We start from the raw sequence: 25,994 nt of genomic DNA, 5'->3' as shown, positions 1-25,994 counted from the left end.
GCGTGGCTCCTTCAAGGGCTGAGATTCGGCTTGCCGCCGGCCGCATTGGACGTGATGTTCAGGCCCACGATCAGGAATTCCGCCATCGGCTGCGCGAGCGGGCAATGCTGGGTTCCGCGTGGCACCACAAAAATATCGCCGGGCCTCAGGTCGACGGACGGCCGGTCCGCCAGCTGGATCAGCAGGCGGCCGCCGTAGAGGATGAACAGCTCGTCCTGATCGTCGTGCTGGTGCCAGCGGGTCGAGCCTTCTCCCTTGGCGACCTTGAACAGCTGCCCGTTGGCCTCGGCGACGGTCTGCTGGGACCAGAATTCCGTCAGCGCAGCCAGCGCCGAGGGGATATGAACTTTGTCATGCATGGAGACTCCTTGTGCGGCGGTCTGTTATTGGGGCGCCGTGTGCAGCAATGAACGGCGGCGCGCATAGCCGAAGTAGACGATCAGGCCGAGCGCCAGCCAGACCAGAAACGCGATCCAGGTCAGCGGCTTCAGAAAGGCCATCAGCGTGCCGCAGAAGGCGATCGACAGCAGCGGCACCCAGGGCACGGCTGGACAGCGGAAGGCGCGCGGCAGATCGGGTCGGGTGCGGCGCAGTACGATCACGGCCACGGAGACCAGGCAGAACGCGGCCAGGGTGCCGATGTTCACCAGCTCGCCCAGAACCTCGAGCGGCACCAGCGCGCCCAGCAGGGCAAAGGTGATGCCGACCAGCCAGGTGGTCAGAAACGGGGTGCGAAAGCGCGGATGCAAGCGCGACAGCCGCTGCGGCAGCAAGCCATCGCGCGACATGGCGAAGATGATGCGCGTCTGGCCAAAGGTCATCACCAGCATCACCGTGGTCATGCCGATGATGGCGCCCAGGTCGATGAAACTGGCGAACCAGTCCTCATGCGCGTACTGCAGGGCCAGCGAGACGGGATGGGCAACGCCCTTGAACTCGGCGTAGGGCACGATGCCGGTCATGATGGCCGTGACCAGCATGTACAGCACGGTGCAGATGCCCAGCGCGCCGATCAGGCCGAGCGGCAGGTTGCGCTCCGGGCTGCGCACTTCCTCGGCGGCCGAGGTCATCGAGTCGAAGCCGATAAAGGCAAAGAACATCAGGGCGGCGGCGCTGATGGTGCCGCCCAGTCCGTGTGGCATGTAGGGATGCCAGTTGCCGGGCTCGACGTGGCGCGCGCCGACCACGATGAACAGCAGCACCACGGCCACCTTGATCGCCACCAGAAAATTATTGGCACGCGCCGACTCGCGCACGCCAAGGGCCAGCATGGCCGTCAGGCTCAGCACGATGAGCAGGGCCGGCAGGTCGATCAGGGTGGGCACGCCGGGACGTGCGCCCGGCGCGGCCGAGAGCGCGACGGGAATGTGCAGATCGAAGCTGCCGATGAGCGACTGGAAATAGCCCGACCATCCGGCCGACACGGCCGAGACGGCCAGGCCGTATTCGAGCATCAGATCCCAGCCGATCATCCAGGCGACCACTTCGCCCAGCGTCAGGTAGCTGTAGGTGTAGATCGATCCGGCGACCGGCACCGTGCTGGAGAACTCGGCATAGCACATGGCCGCGAAGCCGCAGCAGATGGCGGCCAGCACGAAGGACAGGGTCAGCGCGGGCCCGGCCGTCACGGCACCCTGGCCGGTCAGCACGAAGATGCCGGTGCCGATCACGGCGCCAATGCCGAGCAGGATCAGGTCGACGGGGCCGAGCACCTTTTTCAGGCCGCCCGGGCCGCGGCTGAGCGCGAGCGTGCGCTCCAGATCCTTCTTGCGAAACAAGCTCATGCGTTTCTCCATGTGGACGAGGGCAGCCAGCCCCTGTCTGGGTGGTCAAGTTGGAACTATTACACTTGGGTCGCGGTCCGCGCGCAAATGATCAAAATCGCGTGCTGACATGCTCCACCAGCATGCGAAGCGGCTGGGCAAGGCGGCGTCCGAGCCGGCAAAGCAGCAGCGCGTAGGCCAGGATGGAGAGGGCGGCCAGGGCCAGGATCAGGAAGCTCAGGGTCTGCGGCTGACCGCCGAGCGGAACCTGGGCCGTGTGGGCCACCCAGGCAACCAGCAGCATCATGAAGGGGAAATGGCAGGCCAGAATCACGCTGCTGGCGGCCGGGAAGGACAGGCTGAGGCGGCGCGGCCAGCGGCGCCATGCGGCGCGCGGCTGCGGCTTTCGGTCCAGGCTGAGAAAGAAGGCGGCCAGCGCCAGACCCAGTTGCAGATCGAGCAGGCTGCGGCCGATCAGCATCCAGTGGGGCGGCCAGTGGCTGACCGGACCGGCGCCCAGGCGCGACAGGCCTAGTCCGAGCAGCAGCGCGGCGGTCCCGCCCCAGGCAGGCCAGCGTGCGCGCGGATTGTCCGCCTGTTGGCGCACCCAGGCACCGATCATCCACAGCAGCAGATAGCTGAGGAATTCCGGCGCCAGTGCGCTCGCGCTCAGGCCGATGCACGCCGCCAGCACGCCGCCGCGCCGGGCGCCGCGTGCCGACATGCAGGCAAGGTAGGCGAGATAGGCCCAGCATTCGTAGGCCAGCAGGTAGAGCATGGCATTGCTGCCAAAGCCGGGGACGACAAAGCGCTGGATCGGCAGCAGGTTTTCCAGCAAGGCGGTCAGGCTGAGGTCGGGCGAGTACTGGCTGAAAAAAGCGTAAGCCGACTGCAGCGTGGCGGAGCGGCTGCCCGCCACATCGAAGCCCGCGCCAAGTAGCAAGGCCGGCAGCAGCAGGGCGTAGGACCAGATCGCCTTCTGGCGCAAACGCTGGGCCGGTTCAGCGCGGCTGGGCCGATGCAAGCGCGCCAGTGTGAGGCCGCTGGCCAGCATGTAGAGCACGAATCCCTCGTGCCCGAGCCCCGTCAGCAGGTAGAAGGCCTTGAGCAGCCAGCCTTTGTGCTGCACCTGTTCGTACGAGGCGAACAGCAGGAAACGCAGATGGTAAAGCATGACCAGCAGGGCCGCCGTCCAGCGCGACCAGCCGAGGGTGGTGTCGAAGGTGGAGTACATGCGCCAGTCTCTTGTGCAGGGAGCTGGCGCTCACGGTAACAGGGCGTTCCAGAGCGTATTTGATGTGAACGATCTGGAACGCGCCCGGCGCGGTGTGCACGCTCAGAGATTGCGCGCGGCGCGCACCGGATAGCCGGCTCCCTGGACCAATTCGGCAATATTCTCCAGCGCCAGGCTGGACTCGATGTGCAGCGTTTGTCCGGCCAGGTCGATCTCGATATGGGCAGCCGGATCGGCGGCTTTGATGGCGCTGCTGACCTGGCCGGCGCAGCCGCCGCAACGCATGCGTTCAACCTGCAATTCGTACATGGAAGACTCCTGTGAATGATCGGAGTCTTCAATGTGGACCTTCCTACCGTGGCAAAGTCAAGCGGGCCACGCCGCAACGCGGCCCGCGTTCGGCGCGCACTTTATTTGACAAATTCCCGGTGGCGCAAATGCTCAGGCGCAGGTCCCGGTGCGCGAACCGCAAGTGCCTTTGCCGGCAGCCTGCAGGTCAGCGTCCTTGACGCAACAGGCGCTGGCCGGTTCCGGGGCTGGCCCGCCACAGCAGCTGGCAGGGGCGGGACTGGGGCTGCCGCAGCAGCCGCCCGCGGCGGGCGCATCCTCGGTCAGGGGGCGCGTCACGCAGACGCCGGTCTCGGGCAGTTCGAGCTGGACGTCGTCGGCCGCGGCCATGTCGCCCGCCAGGGCGGCGACGACCGAGCGCACTTGCTCGTAGCCAGTTGCCATCAGAAAGTTCGGGGCACGCCCGTAGCTCTTGGCGCCAACCGCGTAATAGCCCGGTTCGGGGTGGGCGAGCTCGCGATGGCCGTGCGGGCGCACGCTGCCGCAGCTGTGCAGATTCGGGTCGATCAGCGGGGCCAGCGCATCGGTGCTTTCCAGCCAGGGATCGAGGCGCAGGCGCAGTTCCTGGGCCATGATCAGATCGGGGCGGGCGCCGGTGGCGACGACGATTTCGTCGATCTCCGTGATCGGATCGACACCGGCCTCGGCTTGCACCTGCAGCTTGCCCGCCAGCGGGCGCACGGCCTGAATGCGGAAATTGCGGTGCACCTCGAGCTTGCCGCTGGCCTGCAAGGCTTGCAGGCGGGTGCCGAGCAGTCCGCGCGCGGGCAGCTGGTCGGCCTCGCCACCGCCGAAGGTGCGCGCCAGGCTGGCGCCGCGCACGGCCCAGACGATGGACGTGCCGGGCGCCTCGTCGGCAAGGGTGGCCAGGGCGATCAGATTGCCGGCCGCCGAGTGGCCGGCGCCGACCACCAGCACCCGCTTGCCGGCATAGCGGGCCCGTGCCGTGCCCTGGATATCGGGCATGCCGTAGGTGATCTGCGCCTGGCAGTCGTCCTCGCCCAGGGCGGGCAGGCCGTTCGCGCCCATGGGATTGGGCTGGGACCAGGTGCCGGTCGCGTCGATCACGGCGGCGGCCTGGAACTCGCGCACGCCCTCGGGCGTGTCCGTGCGGATCACAAACGGCGCCAGTTCGCGGCCGCTGGTCTTGACCTTGTCGATACCGGCGCGCGCAATCGCCAGCACGCGATGGCGCAGACGCAGCTGCGGCGCCAGCGCCGGCAAGGCGGCCAGCGGCGCCAGATAGTCATCGATGAGATCGCCGGCCGTCGGCAGCAGGTCCTCGGCCGGGGCTTCCCAGCCGTGAGCGTCGAGCAGGGCGCGCGCGGCGCGGTCGATGTTGTACTGCCACGGCGAGAACAGGCGCACCTGGCGGTAGCTGGCGAGATTGGCGCCCACACTGGCGCCGGCTTCGAACACCAGCGGGGTCAGCCCGCGCTGAAGCAGATGGGCCGCGGCGGCCAGACCGACCGGGCCGGCGCCGAGGACGGCGATGGGAAGTTGCGCTTGCATAGTTCCTCCTTCGTCATTCGTAAAAATACGAATAATGAGACAAAAAAATTCACAGCTTGCCGATCAGGCTCTGCAGCTGCGCCAGGCGTTCGGGGACGATGCAGTAGCACACGCGTTTGTCGTCGCTCGAACCTTCGATCAGGCCAGCTTCTTTCAGGATGCTCACGTGCTGCGAGGTGGTCGAGGGCGCCAGGCCGACAACCTCGGCCAGGCTGCCGAAAAAGCAGCCGCCGAAATCGGCCAGATGCTTGACCAGCTTCACGCGCGCCGGATGGCCGAGCGCCTTGCACAGGCGCGCCAGTTCCTCCGCATCGAGCGGCTGGCCGGGCGAATGTGACGGGGCAGGGCAGCAGTCCATAGTGAATTCGTTGATCGACGAATGAAGAATAGTTGCGGCCCGTTGACCTGTCAAGCGGTTTATTCGATAATTCAATAAATATTGAAATAAGGCCTGTGTATGGCAATCGAACTCAAAGAAGCGGCCCAGGTGCTGGCCGCCCTGGCGCAGGAGTCGCGCCTGGCCGTGTACCGCCTGCTGGTGCAGGCCGGACCGGCTGGCATGGCCGCCAGTAAAATCGCCGAGGCCTGTGCGATCAGCCCCTCGTCCCTGTCCTTCCATCTGAAGGAGCTCAGCCATGCTGGCCTGCTGCAATCGCGCCAGGCCGGGCGCTTCGTCATCTATTCGGCCGACTTTGCGCGCATGAACGGCCTGATGGCCTTCCTCACTGAAAACTGCTGCGGCGGCAATCCCTGCTCGCCCATTGCCACGCCCGCCTGCGGGCTCACGACGACGCCAACATGAACGTACTTTTCCTTTGCACTGGCAACTCCTGCCGCTCCATCCTCGGCGAGGCGACTTTCAACCATCTGGCGCCCGCCGGCTGGCAGGCCATGAGCGCGGGCAGCAAGCCGACCGGCTATGTCCATCCGCGTTCGCTGGCCCTGCTGGCGCGCGAGGGCATTGCCACCGAGGGCTATCACAGCAAATCCTGGGAGGCGCTGCCGGCCACGCCCGATATCGTGATCACCGTCTGCGGCAGCGCCGCCGGCGAGACCTGCCCGGCCTATCTGGGCCCGGTGCTGCGCACCCATTGGGGGGTGGACGATCCGGCCCACGCGAGCGGCAGCGACGCCGAGATCGACGCCGCCTTCATGCAGGCCTACCGTACGCTGCGCGCGCGCATCGAGGCCTTCCTGGCGCTGCCGCTGGCCGAGCTCCAGCAGGACAAGGCGGCGCTCAAAGCCGCGATGGACAAGATTGCGCTGATTGGCGCGTGAAAGGAGTATGAGCATGCCGACGATACAGATCTATGACCCCGCCATGTGCTGCAGCACCGGCGTGTGCGGCGCCGAGGTCGACCAGGCCCTGGTAACGGTGGCGGCCGATGTGCAGGCGATTCAGGCCCTGGGCGGCCGCATCGAGCGTTTCAATCTGGCGCAGCAGCCGCTCGCCTTTGTGGCCAACCCGGTGGTCAAGCAGTTCCTTGAGCGCTCGGGTGCGGAGGCGCTGCCGCTGGTGCTGGTCGATGGCGATGTGGCGCTGGCCGGCCGCTATCCGCGCCGCGCCGAACTGGCGCGCTGGGCCGGCGTGAGCCTGCTGCCGGTGGCGGCTGCGGCCTCGTGCTGCTCCGGCCCGGGGTGCTGCTGACATGGGCCTGCAATTTCTGGAAGGGGCGCCGGTTCACCTTTTCTTCACCGGCAAAGGCGGCGTGGGCAAAACCTCGGTGGCCTGCGCCAGTGCGGTGCAGCTGGCCGATGCGGGCAAGCGCGTGCTCTTGGTCAGTACCGATCCGGCCTCGAATCTGGGCCAGGTGTTCGGTCAGGCCATCGGCAACCGCGTGACGCCGATTGCCGATGTGGCGCGGCTCGATGCGATCGAGCTCGATCCGCAGCAGGCGGCGCAGCAGTACCGCGACCGCATCGTCGGCCCGGTGCGCGGCGTGCTGCCGGACGATGTGGTGCGCTCGGTCGAGGAGCAGCTGTCGGGCGCCTGCACGACTGAGATTGCGGCCTTCGACGAGTTCACGCGCTTGCTGACCGATGCGGCGCTGATGCGCCAGTACGACCACATCCTGTTCGACACCGCGCCGACCGGCCACACGATCCGCTTGCTGCAGCTGCCCTCGGCCTGGAGTGATTTTCTCGAAACCGGCAAAGGCGACGCCTCCTGCCTTGGCCCGCTGGCAGGGCTGGACCAGCACCGCTCGCAGTACGCGGCCGCCGTGCAGGCCTTGACCGACACCGCGCGCACGCGCCTGGTGCTGGTGGCGCGCGCCCAGAAAAGCAGTCTGCAGGAGCTGGTGCACACCTGCGCCGAACTGCAGGCCGTGGGCATGGGCCACCAGTACCTGGTGCTCAACGGGGTCTTCCCGCAGGAGGCGGCCGCGCAGGACCCGCTGGCGCTGGCCATCGTCGCACGCGAGCAGCAGGCCCTGGCGGCCATGCCCGAGGTGCTGCGGCCGCTGCGCTGCGACCGCTTGGCTCTGCGGCCATTCAATCTGCTTGGGCTGGCGGCGCTGCGCGCCTTTTTCGATGACGCGGCGCCGGCGCCGGTATCGCACGCCGCGCATGATCTGGCGGCCCTGCACGGACCGGATCTGGACAGCCTGGTCGAGCAGATCGCCGCCGACGGCCACGGTCTGATCATGGTGATGGGGAAGGGCGGGGTCGGCAAAACGACGGTGGCGGCGGCGATTGCGCTGGCCCTCGCCGAGCGCGGACATGCCGTCCACCTGACCACTTCCGATCCAGCGGCCCACGTGGCGGCCACCCTGAATGCCGAGGTGGCGAATGTGCAGGTCAGCCGGATCGACCCGCAGGCGGCCACCGAGCGCTATCGCGAAGCCGTCATGAACAGCAAGGGCCGCGATCTGGATGAGTCCGGGCGCGCCATGCTGGCCGAAGACCTGCGTTCGCCCTGTACCGAAGAAATCGCCGTGTTCCAGGCCTTCTCGCGCGTGATCCGCGAAGCCGGCCAGCGCTTCGTGGTGATGGACACCGCGCCGACCGGCCACACGCTGCTGCTGCTCGATGCGACCGGCGCCTACCATCGCGACGTGGTGCGCCAGATGGGCGAGCGCGGTCTGCACTTCCGCACGCCGCTGATGCAGCTGCAGGACCCGCAGCAGACCAAGGTGCTGATCACGACGCTGCCGGAATCGACACCGGTGCTGGAAGCGGCGCAGCTGCAGGCCGATCTGGGCCGCGCCGGCATCCATCCGTGGGCCTGGGTGGTGAATAACAGCGTGGCCTTCGCCAATCCGCAGGCGCCGCTGCTGGCGCAGCGCGCCGCCAACGAGCTGCCGCTGATCCGGCGCGTGGCCGAGGAACTGGCGCCGCGCTGGGCCGCGATTCCGCTGCTGGCGGAGGAACCGGTCGGCCCGGCCGCACTGCGTCTGGTGTGCCGGCACGGCAAAGGGCCGCAGCGTGGATAAGGCGCGCGCCTACAGCGCCGAAGCGCTCGGCAGCGCCTTCCTGCTGGCCATCGTGATCGGTTCCGGCATCATGGGCGAGCGCCTCGCCGGCGGCAATGTGGCGCTGGCGCTGCTGGCCAATGCAATCGCCACCGGCTGCGGCCTGGCCGTCATCATCCCGATGTTTGGCCCGCTCTCGGGCGCGCATTTCAATCCGGTGGTCAGCCTGTCCGAGGCCTGGCAGGGCAATCTGCCCAAGGCCGCACTGCTGCCCTTTGTGCTGCTGCAGTGCGCGGGCGCGCTGGCCGGAGTAGTGGCGGCGCATGCGATGTTTGGCGAGCCGCTGCTGTCGCTGTCGACCCATGTGCGCAGCGGCTGGCCGCAATGGTGGAGTGAGTTTGTCGCCACCTTTGGCCTGATCGGCACGATCATCAGCTGCAGCCGCAGCCGCCCGGCGATCACGCCGTTTGCGGTGGCGCTGTACATCACGGCGGCCTACTGGTTCACCGCGTCGACTTCGTTTGCCAATCCGGCCGTGACCCTGGCGCGCGCCTTCAGCAATACCTTTGCCGGTATCGCGCCGGGCGACGTGCCGGGTTTCGTGCTGGCGCAGCTGGCCGGGGCCATGTGCGCCACGCGCCTGTTTGGCTGGCTGTATCCGCGCGCCGCGGCTTAACGCGGCTGGCTGATCTCGCCCGGGTGTTTGCCCAGGTAGAGCGGGGTGCTCAGGAAGGCCACGCCGGCCACGCAGAACAGGGTGGCGCTGACCACGCCGACAAACTGGGCGACAAAGCTGTGCAGGGTGCGTTTCATGTCTGGCTCCTTGATTGGCTTGAACATGCTGCCATCCTGCGCCGCGATGCTGAAGGTTTTCTTAGCAGGCTAAAGGCGAGGTAAGAATTCCTTAAGGACGGACACGCAGCATGTGTCCATGTCCACTGCAATCAAGGAGTTCACCATGACTACCCCGACCCGTCCCATCCTGGTGTGGGACCTGCCTGTGCGCGTGTTCCACTGGCTGATGGTGCTGTGCTTCGCCGGCGCCTATCTGACGGCCGAAAGCGATGGTCTGCGCCTGGTCCACGTCACGCTTGGCTACACGATGGCGGGTCTGGTTGGCTTTCGCCTCGTGTGGGGCCTGATCGGCACGCGCTACGCCCGCTTCAGCGAGTTTGTGCGCGGTCCGCGCGCCGTCGCCGGCTACCTGCGCGATCTTTTCAGCGGCAAGGCGCGCCACTTCACCGGGCATAATCCGGCCGGTGCGCTGGCGATTCTGGCCCTGCTTGGCCTGACGCTGGCCGTGACCCTGAGCGGCCACGCCACCCTCAATGCACTTGGCGGCGAATGGCTCGAAGATGCGCACGAGGCGGTGGCCAATCTGATGCTCGGGGTGGTGATCGTGCACATCGGCGGTGTGCTGGCCAGCAGCCTGCTGCATCGCGAGAAGCTGGTGCCGGCCATGGTCCACGGCCGCAAGGCCGGCGCCGAGGGCGAGGGTATCCGCAGCGGCTGGAATGTGGTCGGTATCCTGCTGCTGGCCGCCGTGCTGGGCTTCTGGTGGTTACAATGGCAGTCGCCGCCGGCTGCGCTGGCTGACGGTGTGCGCGCCGAGTCGCATGACCGCGGGCACAAACATCACGACGATTGAGGATGGAGCATGAGGATTCTGCTGGCCGAAGATGATCCGCTGCTGGGCGAGGGCCTGCGGGCCGGTCTGCGCCAGCTCGGCTTCCAGGTCGACTGGGTACGCCAGGGCGAGCTGGCCGAGCGCGAGCTGCGCAGCGGCGCCTACGCGGCGGCGGTCCTCGACATCGGCCTGCCGCGCATGGACGGCTTTCAGGTGCTCGCAAGCGTGCGCGCTGCCGGCATCGCCACCCCGATCCTGGTGCTGACGGCGCGCGACCAGGTGCCCGACCGCATCCGCGGCCTGGATCACGGCGCCGACGACTATGTGGTCAAGCCGATTGACCTGAACGAGCTGGCGGCGCGCCTGCGCGCCCTGATCCGGCGCGCGCATGGCCAGACGCGCGAGCAGCTGCGCGTGCAGGACATCGTGCTCGATCCGTCGGCACGCTCAGTGCACAAGGGCGAAGCGGCGGTCAGCCTGTCCGGGCGCGAGTTCGATCTGCTGCACATGCTGATGCTGAATGCCGGTCACGTGATGACGCGCGCCCAGCTCGAACAGAACCTCTACAGCTGGGGGCAGGAGGTCGACAGCAATGCGATCGAAGTCCACATCCATAATCTGCGCCGCAAGCTCGGGTCGGACCTGATCCGCACCGTGCGCGGCGTCGGCTATATCCTGATGCGCGAAGCGGGGCCGGCATGAACGCGCGGCCGGCATCGCTGCGCCGCCGCCTGCTGCTGATCGTGCTGGGGGCGGTGGCCGTTACCGCGCTGGTGGCGGCCATGGCGGCCTGGCGCGATACCCGTCACGAACTCGATGAACTGCTCGATGGCCACCTGGCCCAGACGGCGGCGCTGTTGCTGTCGCAATCCTACGCCGAGACCCAGGAGGACGAGGCCGGACGCGACGCGCCAGTGCTGCATCGCTACGCGCCGCGGGTCGCCTTCCAGGTCTACCACGGCGCTAGCCTGATCCTGCGCTCGGCGAATGCGCCGCGCACGCCGATGCCGGTTGCCGAGGGCTTTGCCACGGTGCGCCTGGGCGACGCCGACTGGCGCGTGTTCAGCGCCAGCGATGCGCGCCGCGGCTTGCGTGTGTACGTGGCCGAGGCCCAGGGCTCGCGCACCGAAATTCTGTGGGGCGTGCTGCACAATATGCTGTGGCCCGTCATGCTGGCCTTGCCGCTGCTGGCACTGGCCCTGTGGTTCGCGATCGGCTGGGGCCTGCGTCCACTGGAACGCCTGCGCGCCAGTCTGGCCGCGCGTCAGCCGGATCTGCTGCAGCCGCTTGATACCAGCGGCCTGCCGGTCGAAATGCTGCCGATGGTGACAGCGCTGAATGCGCTGTTCGCGCGCACCGCCAGCCTGATGGCATCGGAGCGGCGCTTCACGGCCGATGCCGCGCACGAGCTGCGCACCCCGATCGCTGCTATCCGCACCCATGCCCAGGTGGCCCTGCAGGAGCAGGATGCGCCCGAGCGCACGCGCGCCCTGCAGAACACCTTGGCCGGCTGCGACCGCGCCAGCCGTGTGGTCGAACAGCTGCTGACGCTGTCGCGCCTGGAGGCCGACAGCGCGCCGGCGATGAGCGATTGCGATCTGGCCGAGGTGGTGCGCACCGTGCTGGCCGATCTGGCCCTGGTGGCGCTGCACAAAGACCAGCAGCTCGACTACGAAGCGCCCGAACACTGTCCCGTGCATGCGAATGAAACCCTGCTGGCCATCCTGGTGCGTAACCTGGTCGATAACGCCATCCGCTATAGCCCGCAAGGCGCGCGCGTGCAGATCGACGTTGAAGCGCGGCCCGCCCAGGGCTTTGTGCTGCGCGTGCAGGACAGTGGCCCCGGCCTGCCGGAGGAGGCGCGCGCGCGTCTGGGCGAGCGCTTTTTCCGGGTGCTCGGCAACAGCGCCTCGGGCAGTGGCCTTGGCTGGTCGATCGTGCGCCGCATCGCCGCGGTCCATCACTGGCAGGTGGCGCTGGCGCCGTCGGCCGCGCTGGGCGGGCTGGCCGTCGACATCCGCCGCGAAGGCTCACGCCCAGCCGAATGAACCCACTCACCGAAATCTACCGCGACCCCTGGCTGCTGGTGGTGCACAAGCCGGCCGGCTTGCTGGTGCACCGCAGCCCCATCGACCCGCACGAGACTGAGTTTGCGCTCCAGTATGCGCGCGCGATGAACGGGGGCGAGCATGTCTATCCGATGCACCGGCTCGACCGGCCCACGTCGGGCCTGCTGGTATTCGCGCGTGATCCGCAGACGGCCAGCACGCTTGGCCAGGCCCTGATGGCGGGGGAGGTGAGCAAGACCTATCTGGCCATGGTGCGTGGCTGGGCGCCGGAGCAGGGCCTGATCGACCACCCGCTGCGCGAGGAACCGGAAAACCGCCAGCGCAGCGTGGGCGAGCATCCGCTGCGCGAGGCGCGCACGCGCTTTCGTCGTCTGGCGACGACCGAGATTCCGGTAGCGATCGAGGGCCATCCGACCAGCCGCTATAGCCTGGTGGCGCTGTATCCGGAGACGGGCCGCAAGCACCAGCTGCGCCGGCATATGAAGCACATCAGCCATCCGATCATCGGCGACGCCAACCACGGGCGCGGACGCCACAACCGCTATTTCGCCGAGCGCTTTGGTCAGGGGCGGCTGATGCTGGCGGCGATCGGCATCCGCTTCCGCCACCCGGCCAGCGCGCAGATGCTGACGCTGCAGGCGGCCCCGGATGCGAGCTTTCTGCAGGTGCTGTCGATCTTTGCGGAAGGGGGCGAAGCCCTGGCTGCGCTTGGTCTGAAAAATATCGCATAATCCGGCTTTCGATCCCCCTTTTCCTGAGGACGTATGCCGCTCGACTTCGTGCCCGATACCTTGCCCTGGCTGGACCGCGCCAACCCGGACGTCGCCGCCTACGCGCGCGCCCAGGGCGACCCCGCACTGGAAGCCTTGCTTGCGCATTGGGTGAAATTTGGCTTCATCCGCATGCCCGGTCTGATCGACCACGCCCTGATCGACGCCTACCTGGAGGATATGGAGAGCGTGCTGTCTCAGCCGGAGCGCACGCGCGTGCGCATGCTGGTGGAGGGCTATGGTGTGCGCCAGGCCTGCGATCTGCCGCCCGAGGCCTTCGCCCAGCACCACCTGCGCATCATGGACCTGCACAATCTGTCGCAGGCGGGGAAGCAGTTGTCGCTGCATCCGCGCATCGTCGGCTTCCTGCAGCACGTGTTTCAGGATACGGTGGTGGCCATGCAGTCGCTCAGTTTCAAACACAGCACGGAGCAGGGTACACATCAGGATTTCCCCTATGTGCAGTCGCGCATCCCCAGCCATCTGGCCGCCACCTGGATCGCGCTGGAAGACGTGCATCCCGATGCGGGGCCGCTGTTTTATTACCCGGGCTCGCACCGGCTGGAGAAGTTCGATTGGGGCGAGGGCATTCTGATGACGCCCGGCTGCCCGCGTAATGAGCAGGAGTTCGCCCGCTTCCTGGAAGAGAAATGCGCAGCCGCGGGCCTGCAGCGCGAGGTGTTCTATCCGAAGAAGGGCGATGTCTTCTTCTGGCATGCGGCGCTCGTGCATGGCGGCTCGGTGGTCAACAACCCGGCCCTGACGCGCAAAAGCTATGTGACCCATTATTCGAGCCAGACGGCCTATCCGTCCGACCGCCGTGCGCCGCGCCGCGCGCCGTTCGGGTATGCGATCAATGGCGGCCTCGTGTATCAGGATCCGATCTGTCCCGAAGAGGAAGACCGCCTGCCTTATCCGCGTGCGGCCTCGGCGGCGCCGCTGGTGCTCGATAAGATCGACAATGCCATTGTCAAAAAAGTGAAGCGTTTGTTCCGTTAGGAGGAAGCATGCGTAAGACTGTGATCGCCTTTGTCGGCGCCTGTTGGCTGGCGGCCAGCGCTTTGGCGGCTGACTTGCCGCTCAATCAGATTCAGCTGCCGCCGGGTTTCAAGATTGAACTGCTGGCGCGCGTGCCGAATGCACGGGCTATGGCGCTGGGCAAGAATAACGTGCTCTACATCGGATCGATGGGCGAGGGCAAGGTGTATGGGCTGGAGCTCGACGCCCAGTACCGCGCGGGCACCCTGCATGTGCTGGCCAGCGGCTTGAACATGCCGGTCGGCGTGGCCTACCGCGACGGCAATTTGTACGTGTCGGCGGTGGAGCGTCTGCTGCGCCTGGACGTCATCGACACGCAATTGAAGAACCCGCCCAAGCCGACCGTGATCCGCGCCGATCTGCCCAAGGAGAAGCACCACGGCTGGCGCTTCATCCGCTTCGGGCCGGATGGCCTGCTGTATGTGCCGGTCGGCGCGCCCTGCAATATCTGCGAACCCGATCCGGACAAGTACGCCAATATTCTGCGCATGCGGGCCGATGGCTCGAACACGGAAGTGGTGGCGCGCGGCGTGCGCAATACCGTCGGCTTCGACTGGGACCCGGCAAACAATGAGCTGTGGTTCACCGACAACGGGCGCGACATGCTGGGCGACGATCTGCCGCCCGACGAGCTGAACCGCCTGAGCAAGCCGGGCCAGCATTTCGGCTATCCCTACTGCCATGCGGGCACGATTGCCGACCCGGACTTCGGCGCCAAGCGCAGCTGCAAGGAATTTGTGCCGCCGGTGCAGACCCTGGGGGCACATGTGGCCGCGCTCGGGATGCGCTTTTACACGGGCAACCAGTTCCCGGCCGAGTACAAGGGCCAGGTCTTTATCGCCGAGCATGGTTCCTGGAACCGTTCGAAGAAAGTCGGCTACCGGATCAGCCTGGTGAAACTGAACGATGGCAAGGCGGTGTCCTACACCCCGTTTGCCACCGGCTGGCTGCAGGGCGAAGCGCCGTGGGGCCGTCCGGCCGATGTCCAGATGCTGCCCGATGGCTCGCTGCTGGTGGCCGATGACTTCGCCGGCGCCATCTACCGCATCAGCTATTCGGGCGCGGCGCGTTGAGTGAAGGGCGGGACAGCGATTGACACTCCTGCGTAGGAGAAACATACTGCTCCGATTCCTTCACCCGACCGGAGTTCTCATGCGCCTGCCTGTCCTGCTGCTCTCCCTCTTAGTCAGTTTTTCCGCCCAGGCGCAGAGCGCCGCTTATCCGGGCGAAGCGGAATTTCGCAGTCTTTACAAAGAGCTGGTCGAGACGAATACCACCTTGTCGGCCGGCAGCTGCACCCTGGCCGCCGAGCGCATGGCGGCGCGCCTGAAGGCGGCCGGCCTGCCGGAAGCGGACCTGCATCTGTTTGCCGATCCGGCCCATCCGAAAGAGGGTGGACTCGTCGCCGTGCTGCAAGGCAGTGATCCGAAGATCCGGCCGATGCTGCTGCTGGCCCATATCGACGTGGTCGAGGCCAAGCGCGAAGACTGGACGCGCGACCCCTTCGTGCTGGTGGAAGAGAACGGCAACTTCTACGCGCGCGGCGCTAGCGACGACAAGGCCCAGGCCGCCGTATGGGTCGACAGTCTGATCCGCATGAAGCGCGAAGGCATCGTGCCGCGTCGCACGGTGAAGGTGGCGCTGACCTGTGGCGAAGAAACGAATGGCGCCTTCAACGGTGCCAAATGGCTGACCGAAAACCGGCGCGCGCTGATCGACGCGGAGTTCGCCATCAACGAAGGCGCCTGGGGTGAACTCGATGCCAGCGGCAAGCGCGTGTCGATGACGGTGCAGGCCGGCGAAAAGACGACGCAGAACTACCGTCTGGAAGTGACCAATCGCGGCGGCCACAGCTCGCGGCCCCTGCCGGACAATGCAATCTACCATCTGGCGGGCGCGCTGAAGAAGATCGAAGCCTATCGCTTCCCGGTGCAGCTGGCCGACGGCAGCCGCGGCTATCTGGCAGGCATGGCCAAGCTGCAGCGTGCCGCCGGGCATGCGGATGTGGCGAATGCGATGGAAGCGCTGCTGAAGAATCCGGCCGATGCAAAGGCGGCGGAGCTGATCTCGGCGCGCGACCCGAGCTGGGCCGCGATGCTGCGCACCACCTGCGTGGCCACGACGCTGGAGGCCGGCCACGCCACCAATGCGCTGCCGCAGCGCGCCCGTGCCAACATCAATTGCCGCATCTTCCCCGGGGTGGAGCAGGAGGCCGTACGCCAGACTCTGGTGAAGCTGATCGGCGACCCGCAGGTGAAGGTGGAAACCCTGGAAATCCGCGGCAAGAGCTCGCCGCCGCCTGTCCTCAGCAGCAAGATTCTGGGACCGGTGCAGGCACTGATGGCCAAGACCTGGCCCGGCGTGCCGGTGCTGCCCGTGCTGCAATCGGGCGCGACCGACGGCCAGTTCCTGAATGCGGCCGGGATTCCGACCTATGGCATCAGCGGCTTCTTCATTGGGCCCGACCTGGCCAATGCACACGGCCTGAACGAATACATCGGCGTGCAGTCGCTGCTGCAGGGGCGCGAGTTCCTGTATCAGCTGGTGAACACCTACGCCGCGGCGCCCTGAGCATCGGAGCAACTTGGGACGGTCCAGCCTGCTGGCTTGGCCGTTCGTGAGCGGGGTGGCCGAGCACGATTTGAAATTGGTCGCCGAGTTCTCGAATAACCAATAGTGTTCAAGTACGTGTGACGTTCGGCCTATAATTGAGTCTGGAAAATCTTTCTTGTAAGGACATCGCCATGACTCGTCAATCGCTCCTGATGTTGCTGCTGGTGGGCAGCCAAGCTTTCGCCGCCACGACCCCGGTTGCTCCGCAATCGAGCAAGGAAGCTGCGGCGCGCTACGAATCCGACAAGAAGCTGTGCGCCGAGGAAAAGACCTCGAGCACGCGCATGCAATGTCTGCGTGATGCCAAGGCGGAATACGAGTCCGCACTGGCCGCGCTGAAGGCCGCCCCGGCCACGGCCGGCGCCGTCTGCGCCGATTGCGGCAAGGTGCTGTCGGTCCACGTCGAAGAGAAGAAGGGCGAGGCCGGCGCCCTCGGCACGATTGGCGGCGGTGTCGCCGGTGCGCTGCTCGGCAATCAGGTTGGCGGCGGCAACGGCAAGACCCTGGCCACCATCGCCGGTGCCGCTGGCGGCGCCTATGCTGGCCGCAAGGTCGAAGAAAACATGAAAGCCACCAAGATCTGGGTGGTGAAGGTGAAGATGGATGCGGGCGAAGAGCGCAATTTCAGCTTCGACCACGATCCGGGCTTTGCTGCTGGCAACGGCGTCAAACTGTCGGGTAACAGCATCGTCCGTCGCTAAGCGCGGCGACGGCCAGGCATGCGGCTGCGTCGTCCCTCGCTGAAAGCGCTCGCCCTCACGCTGCTGGGCGTGAGCGGTGCGCTGCTGCTCCTGGCCTGGCAGGCCTTGCCAGGATTCATACAATCCCAAGCCGAAAAATATATCGCTGAAAAGTCGGGCCACCATCTGCGGATGGCCCGGCCGCAGATTGACTGGGGCGCGCTGCGCCTGGATCTGCGCGATGTTGTGCTGAGCGAACCGGATGGCAAGCGCCTGCTGTCGGTGCCGCTGCTTAGCATCGATCTGTCTGCTTCCAGCCTGCACCAGCGCGCGCTCGTCTGCGACGCCGTGCGCATCGAAGGCCTGCAGGCGGAACTGGCGCTCGACCGCGCTGGCAAATTCAACTGGGCGCCGCTGATCGCGGCCCTGAGCTCTCCCCCGTCGGCGCCCGATACGCCCCTGCCGCGCCTGGAGATCCAGAGCCTGGTGCTCGCCGGCGGCCGGCTGGCGTTTGCGGATGCGGCCAGCCAGTATGCGCTGAAGATCATGCCGCTCGACCTGGCGCTGTATCAGGTGTCGACCCTGAGCAGCGGCCCCGGGCGCTACCAACTGGCAGCCAGCACGGGCGATGGCGCGCGCCTGCAATGGCGCGGCCAGTTCGGCCTGCAACCGCTGAGCCTGAATGGCCATCTGCAACTCGATCATCTGAACCTTGCGGGACTGCGGCCCTATCTCGATCCGCTGCTGCCGGTCACGCTGGCCAAGGGGCAGCTGAATCTGGCGGGCGATCTGCACCTCGCCCAGCGGGCCAAGGGATTCGCGCTGCGCACCGAGGCTGTGCAGCTGGGCGTACGCGGCCTGCGCATCGAACCGGACCGGCCCGGCATGCCGGTATTCGATATCGCCGAACTGGCGCTCAAGGGCGGACAGTACGACCTGGCCAGCCAGCAGCTCAAGCTCGGGCAGCTGGTGTTGAGCGGCAATCTGGTCGATCTGCCGCAGGCCGGCGGCGCGCCGATGAATTTGCTCGAGCTGGCCGAGGCGCGGCTCGAGGATGCCCAGCTGGCCTTGGGCAAGCAGCGCGTCGACATGGGGCGGCTGCTGCTGCGCGGTGGCAAGCTGCACGGGGTGCGCGATGCGCGCGGCCGTGTCGACGTGGTCGAGGCCCTGCGCAGCACGGCCGGGCCCAAGGGCGGCAAGGCCAGTGCCGGTCCGGCCTGGCAAGTGGCGCTCGACAAGCTGGAACTGGCCGACTTCGTGGCCGACTTCCGTGACGAGACGGTGAGCCCGGCCGCCGCTTTCCAGCTCGACGATATCGATTTCTCGCTGGCGAAACTCAGCACCGATTTAACGCGCGCACTGCCGCTGCAACTGGCCGTGCATGTGCGCTCGGGCGGGACGTTGCAGGCCAAGGGCTCGGTGGCGCCGGCCAGCGGCCTGGCCGACCTCGACCTGAAACTCAGCGATCTGGCCCTGGCCCCGGCCCAGCCTTACCTGAGCAAGGTGGCGCGCCTGCGCTTTGCCGGCGGCGCCATGTCGGGTGAGGGACGCGCGCAGCTGGGGCAGGGCGGGGCCAGCTTCCGCGGCGGCTTTGCGCTGCGCGACCTGAATCTGCAGGATGCCGACAGCGGCGATACGGTGGTGTCCTTCCGCAAGCTGGGTACGCGCAGCCTGGACGCTTCGACCCGGGCGCTGGCCATTCGCGAACTGAGCGTGGAGGGCCTCGATACCTCGCTCGTGATCGCAAAGGACCGCTCGGTCAATGTGAGCCGCATTTTCCGCCACGCGGGGACGGCGGCCCCGGCCCCGGCCGCAGCCACGGCGGCACCGGTGTTTCCGGTGTCGATAGACCGGTTGCGTCTGATCGATGGCGAAATGGATTTCGCCGATCTGTCGCTGGCCTTGCCCTTCGGTACGCGCATTCACAAGCTCAATGGCAGCATCAACGGCCTGTCGACGCGGCGCGGTGTGCCGGGCCAGGTCGAGCTCGATGGCCAGGTCGATGAGTTTGGTCTGGCGCGCGCGGTCGGCCAGCTCGATCTGATGAATCCGGCAGCCTTCATGGATCTGAAGGTGGTGTTCCGCAATGTGGAGATGACGCGCCTGACGCCGTACTCGGCCACTTTTGCCGGCCGCAAGATCGACTCCGGCAAGCTCTCGCTCGACCTCGAATACCGCATCAAGCAGCGTCAGCTCGAAGGCGACAACAAGATCGTGATGGACCGGCTGGTGCTCGGCAGCCGGGTCGACAGTGCCAGCGCCAAGGACCTGCCGCTCGATCTGGCGATCGCTTTGCTGGAAGATGCGGACGGGCGGATCGACCTTGGGCTGCCGGTTTCAGGCAGCCTCGACGATCCGGAATTCAGCTATGGCAGCCTGGTCTGGAAGGCGATCCGGAATGTGGTCGGCAAGCTGGTGACGGCCCCATTCCGCGCCCTGGGCGCCCTGTTCGGCGCGCATGAGACGTTCGAAAAGATCGCCTTCGAGCCGGGCGCAGCCGCGTTGACGCCGCCCGAGCGCGAGAAGCTGCTGCGTCTCGTGGGCATGCTCGACAAGCGGCCGGGACTGGTGCTGACCATGCACGGCGTGTATGCCGAGGCCGACCGCGCGGCCCTGCGCGACAGCCGCCTGCGCCGCGCCATCGCGCTCAAGGCGGGCCTGAGTCTGGCTGGCGACGAAGACCCGGGGCCGCTGTCGACGCAGACGCCGGCGATCCAGGTGGCGATTGAAGCCCTGTATGCCGAGCGGTTCGGCGCGGCCGAGCTGGCCACGCTGAAGGCGGCCTACCGCCAGGCCAATCCGGGCAAGACGGATGAGGGCGTGGCGGGCAAGATGATGTCGCGCCTGGCCGGCCTGTTCACCAAGACGCCGCAGTTCAGCGCGGCGGAACTGGCCTCCTGGCAGGGCGCCGACTTCCATGCGCGCCTGGCCGAGCGCCTGCTGGCGCGCGAGGATGTGGACGACGCGGCCCTGCGCGCCCTGGCCGAGGAAAGGGCGCGCCAGTTGCGCGCTGCCCTCGAGGCGGCGGGCGCGGCTGCGGCGCGCGTGCTGGTCGGCGCGCCCGAACTGAGCACCACCGAGGGACGCGATATTCCGCTCAAACTCGTGCTGGGCGCGGCGCCGCGCCAGTAAGTCTCAGCGCACGACCGACAGCTTGGTCAGCTTCCCTTTGCGGTAGGTGTAGAGCGTCATGGCGCCATCGTTGAGGTCGCCATAAGCATCGAAGCTGATCTGCCCGGTAACGCCCGTGTATTTGATGCGCGCCAGTTCCTTCAGGTAGACGGCCGGGTCGGTCGAGCCGGCCTTCTGCATGGCGTTGGCCAGCAACATCACGCCATCGTAGGAATAGGGCGCATAGGTCTGCAGCGGAATGCCATAGCGCTTTTCGTAGCGCGCCACGAAGCGGTTCATGCCATCTTCCTGGGCGCCGGTGACGCCGCCGGCCACGGCGCAGATGACCTGATCGTCGGCCAGGCCATCAGCCGCCAGGTGCGGCAGTTTTTCGGAACACAGACCGTCGCCGCCCATGAAGGGCAGGCGCAGGCCGAGCGCACGCATCTGCTTGATCATCGGGCCGCCGACGGCGTCCATGCCGCCGAAGAAAATCAGATCGGGCTGCTTGGCGCGGATCTGCGTCAGGATCGCTGAAAAGTCGCTCGCCTTGTCATTGGTGAACTGGCGGCTGACGATCTCGCCGCCGCCGGCCGCCTTCCAGCCTTTGGCAAATTCGTCAGCGAGGCCCTGGCCGAAGGCAGTGCGGTCGTCGATGATGGCGACGCACTTGGCCTTCATGGTCTGGGCTGCGTAACGGCCGAGGATGCTGCCGACCTTGTTGTCGTTCACCACCAGCCGGAAGCTCGTGTTGAAACCCTGGCGCGTGTAAGTCGGGGCCGTGGCCGAGGGCGTGATCTGGGGAATCCCGGCCGCATGGTAGATCTTGGAGGCGGGCAGGGTGGTGCCGGAATTGAGGTGGCCGATGACGCCGGCCACCTTGGCGTCCACCAGCTTCTGCGCGGCGGCCGTGCCTTGCTTGGGCTCGCCGCCATCGTCCTCGGCCAAGAGCACCCATTTGATCTTCTGGCCGCGCACGCTGAAGCCGCTGGCGTTCAAGTCTTCGATGGCGAGCCGGGCGCCGTTTTCCGTATCCTTGCCGAGGTGGGCGCTGGGACCGGAGACGGGGAATACGCTGCCGATCCGCACCTCCTGCTGGGCGAAGGCGGGCAGACTGAGGGCGAGCAGGGCGAGGGCGATGGAGGGACGCATGGACTTCCTTTATTTCTTTTGCAGTTTTTCGTGCAGGCCATTGACCAGCATGAGCGCGGCCGAGCCATAGTATTTGTGGAATTCGGGCAGCATTTCGCCCTTGATCACGACCGGGTCGGTGCTGACCAGGGCCTTGGCTTCATCGATGCTGTTCACCGCGAAGATGAACATGCCGCGCCAGCCATCGACGCCGTCGTAGGGCCCGGCCAGGACCAGCTTGCCTTCCTTGGCGAGGCGATTGATGTTGGCGAAATGGCCTTTGAACATCTCGTCGCGCTCGGGACCGGCCGGCACTTTGTTGGGCCCGGTTTTCAGCACCACGAACACATAGCCGCGCATGCCGCGCTCGTCGGCCCCGGTCTGGCGCGCCAGGACTTCGTCATAGGTGGGCAGGTCCTGCGCCAGCGTGGGCGCGGCGGACAGCAGCAGACTGGCGGTGAGCAAGGCGGACAGCAGGCGCATAGCAGTCTCCGAAAAAGGGGAATGAGGCAGTGTGAACGATGCTCGAATAATGTCAAGTTCACCAGAACTGTGGTGATCTTGCCTAAAAGACGCATTGCGCACGCGGGTTTTCTTGACCCCCAGCATTATATTGCGCAGAATCAACATTAGAGCAAAACTCGGCATCAAAAGCCTTTCGCCCCGATCCTAGGCGGAAGGGCAGGTGGCTTACTCGGCCGGAATGGTGCGATGGATTTTTATCGTTCCCGCTAGACTCGGCGTGGGTGGTCCCAAATACGCTGCTGTCCGTTTGCGGGCGGCCTGAACCGGAGTAGCGACCGGTGATAAGGAGATGGCATGAGCCACTTCGGAGACAGCATGGCGCGCGTGATGCGCCCGGCTTCGCTTTTGATGCATCGCCTACGCCTGCCAGGCAAACTTGCCTTGCTTGCCCTGTTGACCCTTGCGCCGCTCGGCTTCTTCACGCTGCAAACTCTGTGGCAGGAAAAACGCGTGGTCGATGCGGCCCACGCGGAGTTGCGCGGCAGCCGCGCTTTGCCCCCCTTATTTGCCCTGGCCGCCAGCCTGCAGACCCACCGCGGCCAGACCAATGCACTGCTGCATGGCGATAAATCGGCCGAGGCCAAACTGCAGGGGACGCGCGCCGAACTGACGCAAGCGCTCGAAGCAGCCGAGGCCGTGCTGGAGGGCGGCAAGCCCTGGGACCTGAGCACCCGCTGGGACGAGGTGCGCGGCGCCGCGCGCCAGCTGGCGGCCGGACAGGTCGTCAGCGAGGCGGGCGCCGCCTTTGCCCAGCACACGCGGCTGATCGAAGCCGTACAAAGCATGAGTCTGCACATCGGCGAACGCTCGGGCATCCTGCTGGAACCGGAACCGATGCCCCATTTTCTGGCGGTGCTCGCCGTTGAGCGCCTGCTGCCCTGGCAGGAACAGGTCGCGCAGATGCGTGGCGTGGGCAGCGGCGTGCTGGCGGCCGGCGAAGCGACGCTGCAGCAGCGCGCCAGCCTGCGCACCGCCCTCGATGCGGCCGCGGCCGCCGCCCGGGCCAGCGAAACCACGCTCGCCTCGCTGTTGCGCGAAGGCGGAGTGCAGCCTGCCAGTTGGCCGGCCGCGCTCGCCGCAGCCCAGCAGTTTGGGGCGCTCACGCGCAGCCAGGCCCTGGCCGATATGGTCGCCGGTGATGCGGGCGCTTATTTCGCCCAGGGCAGCGATGTCTTGAAGAAGCTGCAAACGCTGCAGAGCGAGACCCTGCAGGCGATGGAGCAGGTGCTGGAGGCGCGCAGCGACGCGGCTGATCGCCATTTCCGCCTGTATGTGCTGCTGGTGCTGGTCTTGATGGTGCTGAGCCTGTATCTGATGGCCGGCTTCTATTTCGACTTCATGCGCGCCCTCGGTCTCGTGCGCCACGAGCTGGGCCGCTTCGCCGCCGGCGACCTGACGCCGGGCGAGGGCGGGGCGCGCAAAACCCAGGATGAGATGGATGAGATTCTCGGCGTGCTCGACAAAATGGGCGGCAGCATCTCGGCCCTGGTCGCCGATATCCGCAATAGCGCGAGCATGGTGTCGCAGGCCGGGCAGAACCTGACGGCCGACACCGGCGACCTGGCGCGCCGCACCGAACAACAGGCCGCCGCCGTCCAGCAGACCACGGCCAGCCTGGCCGACCTGTCGGAAACGGTGGACGCCAACGCGGCCACGGCGCGCCGCGTCGACGGTTTGGCGGGCGAGGCCAAGGCCGTGGTGGCGCGCAGCGCCGAGGTCATGCAGGGTGCCGTGGATGTCATGCATGGCATCGAATCCGATTCGCGCAAGGTGAAAGACATCATCAGCCTGATCGACGGCATCGCGTTCCAGACCAATCTGCTGTCGCTGAATGCTGCGGTCGAGGCCGCACGCGCGGGCGAACAGGGACGTGGCTTTGCCGTGGTGGCGGGCGAGGTGCGCCAGCTGGCCCAGCGCAGCGCCGGGGCGGCGCAGGATATCAAACGCCTCATCGACCAGTCGGCCAGCCAGATCGGCCAGGGCGTGGCCCACATCGGCCAGCTCAAGCATCTGATGGACGATGTGGTGAACAGCATCGGCTCGGTGGCCGAGCACATGGGCGCCATGTCGGAGGCGACCGCATCGCAGAGCACGGCCTTGGCCCAGGTGGCCGCAGCGATGGCCCAGATCGATGAACTGACCCAGCAGAACGGCGCCATGGTCGAACGCGCGCATGCCTCGGCCAGCGGACTTGAGAATCGGGCCGACAAGCTCAGTGAAGCGGTCGAACACTTCCAGCTGCGCCAGGGCGTGGCCGAAGAGGCGCGCCAGCTTGTGCAGCAGGCCGCGGCCCTGGTGCGCGAGCAGGGCCAGGGCGCCTTGCGCGCCATTACCGATGACCCCGGCAAGCGCTTTGCCGACCGCGACATGTATGTGTTCGCGTTCAACCGCCAGGGCGCCTACACGGCCTTTGCCGGCAAGCCGGAGCGGGTCGGCCGCTCGCTGTTCGACGTGCCGGGCCTGAACGCGGCCAAGCTCGTGGACGAGGCGTTTGCCATCGGCGAAGGTCATTCGGGCTGGGTTGACTACGACATCCCGAACCCGGTCACCGGCAAGATCGAGCACAAAACCTCCTTCATCGTGCGCATCCACGCGAGCACGGTGATTGGCTGTGGCGTGTATCGCTCCAGCTAAGCGGCGGGCGGGTGGCGGCAATTATCGCAATGGCCGCAACGCCAGCCCGGCGCCGGCAGTTCCTCATAGTGTTCGAGCAGCACTGACCAGCGGCAGCGCGCGCTGTGGGCGTAGGCGACCATTGCCTCCAGATTGGCGCGGTCGCGCTCCTGCTTGTCGGCATAGGCTTGGGCCAGCTGGACGAAATGCGCCGGCGGCGCGCGCGCGGCGGCCGGCAGATAGGCCAGGTGGCGGTTCTGGCGCAGCAGGCCGGCTTCTTTCAGCAGGCGCAGACTGACGCGCAGATTGGTCTGGCCCAGATCCAGCATGCCGCGCAGGCGATGCGCACTGACGGGACCATCGGGCGCTAGCTGCTGCAATGCCTCGTACACGGCGCGCAGTTCCTGGGCGGCCGGGTAGTGGTGGGCCAGCAGGAACTGCTGGATGCGCTTGTCCGCATGCAGGTAGAGCAGCGTGGCACAGGCCGCTTCGCCATCGCGCCCGGCGCGCCCCGATTCCTGATAGTAGGCGTCGAGACTGGCGGGCACCTGCAGATGCAGCACGAAGCGGATATCGGGCTTATCCACACCCATGCCGAACGCATTGGTGGCGATCATCAGGCGGCGCTGGCCGGCCATGAAGGCGTCCTGGCTCGCATGGCGCTCGGCCGCGCGCAGCTTGCCATGGTAGAGACCGCAATCATGTCCTTCGGCCAGCAATTGCGCGTGCAGCGTAGCGGCGGCCTTGATCGTGGCCGTGTAGATGATGCCGGCGCCCTGATGCTGAGCGAGCAGCGCGCGCACGGCTGCCTGCTTGTCGTCCTCGCTGGTGACCTGGCGCACGCCGTAGTCGAGCCGGGCGCGGTAGACGCCGCTGTGGATCAGCTGCAGGTCCGGACGTTCGAGCTGGTGGCGGATGTCGGCCACCACGGCCTCGGTGGCGGTGGCGGTCAGGGCCAACACGGGCGGGCGGTGCAGGGCGTCGATGGCGGCCGCCAGTTCCAGATAGGCGGGACGGAAGTCATGGCCCCATTGGGCAATGCAATGCGCTTCGTCGATGACGACCAGGGCCACGCGCGCCTGGCGCAAGTGGGCGACGAAGCCGGGCGAGGCCAGGCGCTCGGGCGTGCAGAACAAAATAGCGCGCGCCAGCTGGCCGACGGCGGCCAGGGCCGACTGCGCTTCCTCGGCCGTGAGCTGGCTATGCAGCTGCAGCACGGCCAAGCCGCGCGCCTGCAGATGGTCGACCTGGTCTTTCATCAGCGCGATGAGGGGCGAGACCACGACCGTGAGTCCGGGCAGCAGCAGCGACGGCAGCTGGTAGCACAGGGATTTGCCGGCCCCGGTGGGCATGATGGCCAGCGTGTCCTGGCCGGCCAGCACGGCGTCGATCACCTGCTGCTGGCCGGGCCGCAGATGGGTAATGCCGAACACCTCGCGCAGCAGGCGGCGTTGCTGAAGATGGCGGCGATCGATCGGCATAGCGGTCCAGTGCGGGGCGGCGTTACTCACACTGTAGGCCGCGTCCCGGGCCTTGTCCTTCCAGGT

Annotated in this window: 25 protein-coding genes; 15 read left to right on the top strand and 10 right to left on the bottom strand. The window is 66.9% G+C overall.

Going from position 1 to position 25,994, the window contains the following annotated elements:
• Positions 1-11: 11 nt before the first annotated feature.
• From LZ005_RS08305 to LZ005_RS08280, 6 genes are all read right to left on the bottom strand, one after another.
• Positions 12-359, bottom strand: coding sequence for a cupin domain-containing protein (locus LZ005_RS08305; RefSeq protein WP_237806573.1), 348 nt, complete (start codon positions 357-359; stop codon positions 12-14).
• Between the two features lie 24 nt (positions 360-383).
• Positions 384-1,784, bottom strand: coding sequence for an amino acid permease (locus LZ005_RS08300; RefSeq protein WP_237806571.1), 1,401 nt, complete (start codon positions 1,782-1,784; stop codon positions 384-386).
• Positions 1,785-1,875: 91 nt separating this feature from the next.
• Positions 1,876-2,997 (bottom strand): hypothetical protein, encoded by a 1,122-nt coding sequence (locus tag LZ005_RS08295; protein ID WP_237806569.1) that lies wholly within the window; start codon positions 2,995-2,997, stop codon positions 1,876-1,878.
• 102 nt (positions 2,998-3,099) lie between these two features.
• Positions 3,100-3,306 (bottom strand): heavy-metal-associated domain-containing protein, encoded by a 207-nt coding sequence (locus LZ005_RS08290; RefSeq protein ID WP_237806567.1) that lies wholly within the window; start codon positions 3,304-3,306, stop codon positions 3,100-3,102.
• Between the two features lie 132 nt (positions 3,307-3,438).
• Complete coding sequence (locus LZ005_RS08285; protein ID WP_237806565.1) at positions 3,439-4,857, bottom strand: FAD-dependent oxidoreductase; 1,419 nt, start codon at positions 4,855-4,857, stop codon at positions 3,439-3,441.
• Between the two features lie 49 nt (positions 4,858-4,906).
• Positions 4,907-5,215 carry a helix-turn-helix transcriptional regulator gene (locus tag LZ005_RS08280; protein ID WP_237806563.1) on the bottom strand — a complete coding sequence of 103 codons (309 nt, stop codon included), beginning with the start codon at positions 5,213-5,215 and terminating at the stop codon, positions 4,907-4,909.
• A 105-nt stretch (positions 5,216-5,320) separates the two neighbouring features.
• Here LZ005_RS08280 and LZ005_RS08275 point away from each other — a divergent pair, with 105 nt between their 5' ends.
• From LZ005_RS08275 to LZ005_RS08255, 5 genes are read left to right on the top strand one after another with little or no spacing between them, the layout of a single operon-like run.
• The gene (locus LZ005_RS08275) at positions 5,321-5,659 is read left to right on the top strand and encodes an ArsR/SmtB family transcription factor (protein ID WP_373889313.1); all 339 of its coding nucleotides are present in this window, start codon (positions 5,321-5,323) and stop codon (positions 5,657-5,659) included.
• The gene (locus tag LZ005_RS08270; RefSeq protein ID WP_237806559.1) at positions 5,656-6,135 is read left to right on the top strand and encodes an arsenate reductase ArsC; all 480 of its coding nucleotides are present in this window, start codon (positions 5,656-5,658) and stop codon (positions 6,133-6,135) included. The genes LZ005_RS08275 and LZ005_RS08270 overlap by 4 nt, the downstream gene beginning before the upstream one ends.
• 13 nt (positions 6,136-6,148) lie before the next feature.
• Positions 6,149-6,505 (top strand): arsenite efflux transporter metallochaperone ArsD, encoded by a 357-nt coding sequence (gene arsD, locus LZ005_RS08265; RefSeq protein WP_237806557.1) that lies wholly within the window; start codon positions 6,149-6,151, stop codon positions 6,503-6,505.
• Position 6,506: 1 nt separating this feature from the next.
• Entirely contained in the window at positions 6,507-8,291 is a 1,785-nt protein-coding gene (gene arsA / locus LZ005_RS08260; RefSeq protein ID WP_307727783.1) for an arsenical pump-driving ATPase, read from the top strand.
• The gene (locus tag LZ005_RS08255) at positions 8,284-8,946 is read left to right on the top strand and encodes an MIP/aquaporin family protein (protein WP_237806555.1); all 663 of its coding nucleotides are present in this window, start codon (positions 8,284-8,286) and stop codon (positions 8,944-8,946) included. The genes arsA and LZ005_RS08255 overlap by 8 nt, the downstream gene beginning before the upstream one ends.
• Here the strand turns inward: LZ005_RS08255 and LZ005_RS08250 are convergent.
• Positions 8,943-9,083, bottom strand: coding sequence for a hypothetical protein (locus tag LZ005_RS08250; protein ID WP_237806553.1), 141 nt, complete (start codon positions 9,081-9,083; stop codon positions 8,943-8,945). The two genes, LZ005_RS08255 and LZ005_RS08250, sit on opposite strands and share 4 nt — an antisense overlap.
• A 145-nt stretch (positions 9,084-9,228) precedes the next feature.
• Here LZ005_RS08250 and LZ005_RS08245 point away from each other — a divergent pair, with 145 nt between their 5' ends.
• From LZ005_RS08245 to LZ005_RS08205, 9 genes are all read left to right on the top strand, one after another.
• Complete coding sequence (locus tag LZ005_RS08245) at positions 9,229-9,918, top strand: cytochrome b/b6 domain-containing protein (RefSeq protein ID WP_237806551.1); 690 nt, start codon at positions 9,229-9,231, stop codon at positions 9,916-9,918.
• A gap of 9 nt (positions 9,919-9,927) precedes the next feature.
• Positions 9,928-10,599, top strand: coding sequence for a response regulator transcription factor (locus LZ005_RS08240; protein ID WP_237806549.1), 672 nt, complete (start codon positions 9,928-9,930; stop codon positions 10,597-10,599).
• On the top strand, positions 10,596-11,945 hold the full coding sequence (locus LZ005_RS08235; protein ID WP_237806547.1) for an ATP-binding protein: 1,350 nt from the start codon (positions 10,596-10,598) through the stop codon (positions 11,943-11,945). Before LZ005_RS08240 ends, LZ005_RS08235 begins: the two co-directional genes overlap by 4 nt.
• Positions 11,942-12,697, top strand: a complete 756-nt coding sequence (locus LZ005_RS08230; RefSeq protein WP_237806545.1) for a pseudouridine synthase — start codon at positions 11,942-11,944, stop codon at positions 12,695-12,697. The genes LZ005_RS08235 and LZ005_RS08230 overlap by 4 nt, the downstream gene beginning before the upstream one ends.
• A 33-nt stretch (positions 12,698-12,730) precedes the next feature.
• Complete coding sequence (locus tag LZ005_RS08225; RefSeq protein WP_237806543.1) at positions 12,731-13,735, top strand: phytanoyl-CoA dioxygenase family protein; 1,005 nt, start codon at positions 12,731-12,733, stop codon at positions 13,733-13,735.
• Between the two features lie 8 nt (positions 13,736-13,743).
• Positions 13,744-14,847, top strand: coding sequence for a sorbosone dehydrogenase family protein (locus LZ005_RS08220; protein WP_237806541.1), 1,104 nt, complete (start codon positions 13,744-13,746; stop codon positions 14,845-14,847).
• A 79-nt stretch (positions 14,848-14,926) separates the two neighbouring features.
• Positions 14,927-16,345 (top strand): M20/M25/M40 family metallo-hydrolase, encoded by a 1,419-nt coding sequence (locus LZ005_RS08215; RefSeq protein WP_237806539.1) that lies wholly within the window; start codon positions 14,927-14,929, stop codon positions 16,343-16,345.
• Positions 16,346-16,518: 173 nt separating this feature from the next.
• Positions 16,519-17,088 carry a glycine zipper 2TM domain-containing protein gene (locus LZ005_RS08210; protein ID WP_237806537.1) on the top strand — a complete coding sequence of 190 codons (570 nt, stop codon included), beginning with the start codon at positions 16,519-16,521 and terminating at the stop codon, positions 17,086-17,088.
• Positions 17,089-17,106: 18 nt separating this feature from the next.
• Positions 17,107-20,199, top strand: a complete 3,093-nt coding sequence (locus tag LZ005_RS08205) for a DUF748 domain-containing protein (RefSeq protein ID WP_237806535.1) — start codon at positions 17,107-17,109, stop codon at positions 20,197-20,199.
• A 3-nt stretch (positions 20,200-20,202) separates the two neighbouring features.
• Here the strand turns inward: LZ005_RS08205 and LZ005_RS08200 are convergent, their stop codons facing one another.
• Both LZ005_RS08200 and LZ005_RS08195 read right to left on the bottom strand, forming a co-directional pair.
• Positions 20,203-21,330, bottom strand: coding sequence for a branched-chain amino acid ABC transporter substrate-binding protein (locus tag LZ005_RS08200; RefSeq protein WP_237806533.1), 1,128 nt, complete (start codon positions 21,328-21,330; stop codon positions 20,203-20,205).
• Positions 21,331-21,339: 9 nt separating this feature from the next.
• On the bottom strand, positions 21,340-21,792 hold the full coding sequence (locus tag LZ005_RS08195; protein WP_237806531.1) for a YciI family protein: 453 nt from the start codon (positions 21,790-21,792) through the stop codon (positions 21,340-21,342).
• A gap of 336 nt (positions 21,793-22,128) precedes the next feature.
• Between LZ005_RS08195 and LZ005_RS08190 the strand changes: the two genes are divergently transcribed.
• Positions 22,129-24,468: a methyl-accepting chemotaxis protein gene (locus LZ005_RS08190; RefSeq protein ID WP_237806529.1), complete on the top strand. Its 2,340-nt coding sequence runs from the start codon at positions 22,129-22,131 to the stop codon at positions 24,466-24,468.
• Here the strand turns inward: LZ005_RS08190 and LZ005_RS08185 are convergent.
• Complete coding sequence (locus tag LZ005_RS08185; RefSeq protein WP_237806527.1) at positions 24,465-25,928, bottom strand: ATP-dependent DNA helicase RecQ; 1,464 nt, start codon at positions 25,926-25,928, stop codon at positions 24,465-24,467. The genes LZ005_RS08190 and LZ005_RS08185 overlap by 4 nt on opposite strands.
• Positions 25,929-25,994 lie beyond the last annotated feature (66 nt).

This window comes from Massilia sp. TS11 (assembly GCF_022012445.1).
In the GTDB taxonomy this organism is placed as follows: domain Bacteria; phylum Pseudomonadota; class Gammaproteobacteria; order Burkholderiales; family Burkholderiaceae_D; genus Telluria.
Note: the sequence above shows the minus strand (reverse complement) of the source record. Positions and strands in the feature narration are given on the sequence as shown.